At 64.5% G+C, this 1,453-nt stretch carries 2 protein-coding genes; both read right to left on the bottom strand.

Annotated features, from left to right (window positions below):
- A partial coding sequence (locus EN994_RS31155) for a LysM peptidoglycan-binding domain-containing protein (protein ID WP_127308136.1) occupies positions 1-847 on the bottom strand: 847 nt, incomplete at its 3' end.
- Positions 848-1,038: 191 nt separating this feature from the next.
- A partial coding sequence (locus EN994_RS31150; RefSeq protein WP_127308135.1) for a methyltransferase domain-containing protein occupies positions 1,039-1,453 on the bottom strand: 415 nt, incomplete at its 5' end.

Genomic DNA, 1,453 nt, shown 5'->3' with positions numbered 1-1,453 from the left:
TGTCGCCCGACTGGACCGTGTAGGTCCCGGCAGCGCCGGTCGTCTTGGCAACCTGCGGCTTGGGCTCCTTGGGCTGGTTTGCTGCGGCCGACGCGTCGACCTGAGCGGCGGACTTGCCTTCCTTAGGCTTCGGCTGCTGCGGCAGAACGGCGACCTTGTCCGGCGCAGTGGCCGGCAGGTTGTGCTTGCCGTCTTTCGCCGGCTTGGCATCCGCGACCTTCGCCTCGCCTTTGCTGGAATAGGCATAGGCCGGGATGACCAGCTTCTGGCCGGTCTTCAGCCCCTTGGTCGCGCTCAGCCCGTTGACCTTCATGATCACGTCGGACGGCACCTTGTAGCGCTGCGCCAGGCCGCCGATCGTTTCGCCGTCCCTGACGACGATCTCGGTTGCATGCGGAGTGCCGGAAGCAGCCACGCGGGGTTCGTCAGGTTGCGAAACCTTGAAAGGCGACGCCGCCGGAGCGACGGTGCCGGTCGTGGTCCTGTCGACATGCGGTGCCGGGGCCAATGCGGTGCGCACCGGCTTCGATGCCGGCGCCTGCTGCGCTTGGGCAACGGGCGGCGGCAGCGGCCGCGTCGAGACCGGCTCGAGGCTGGAGCGGCTGACCGATTGTGTATGGCTGCCATCGATCGGAGCGGCGGCGACATCGCCCGGATAGGGCTGCTGTACGGCATCCTGCTTGTTGATGATGGCGCGCTGATTGTTGGTCGAGGATGTAAAGACGTCGTCGACGCCATTGAACCGCGAAACCTGGGAACTGCACCCCGCAGCAGCACCCGCGACCATCAGAATGGCGCAGCCTCGCGCCAGATTGCGACCGTTTGTCTTCAAAACACTGAGTTGCATCGCACTAACCCGCACATACCCGGTACAAACTAGGCATGATTAAAGCGCGTTAATGTTACTCGACGGTTAACCTCATGGAATCCGACGCAATTTTTCTTAAAATATTAGAGAGCGAGCCGTGCGAAGATTTCGGGTCAGGTCAGCCGGGGTCGAAGACGGGCGCACGACGCGGCCGAACATCGACATCCGCGCTAGATAACAGCGGCAACACCGCGCAGGATCGGCTGCAGGCGAACGAGGCCGATGTCTTCACGCTCGAAGCGGCTGCCGACCTTGGTCAGCTTGGCCAGCACCTGTTCGCCCTCTTCGGGGCCGATCGGAGCGATGACGATACCGCCGCTCGACAACTGGTCGAGCAGGAAACGCGGCAGGCTGTCGAAGGCAGCCCAGGCGACGATGCGGTCAAATGGCCCTTCATTCGGCAGCCCGCCGGAACCATCGGCGTGGCGCACGATCACATTGCCGATGCCGAGCGCCTCGAAGCGTTGCCGCGCCTGCTCGGCGAGCGTCTTGTAGCGATCGGTGGTGATGACCCGCGCGGCCAGCCGCGACATCACCGCCGAGGTGTAGCCCGAGCCGGTGCCGATCTCGAGCACGCGGTTGCCC

Source organism: Mesorhizobium sp. M7A.F.Ca.CA.002.09.1.1, assembly GCF_003998555.1.
GTDB classification, from domain to species: Bacteria; Pseudomonadota; Alphaproteobacteria; order Rhizobiales; family Rhizobiaceae; genus Mesorhizobium; species Mesorhizobium ciceri.
This window is presented reverse-complemented; position numbering and strand designations above follow the sequence as displayed.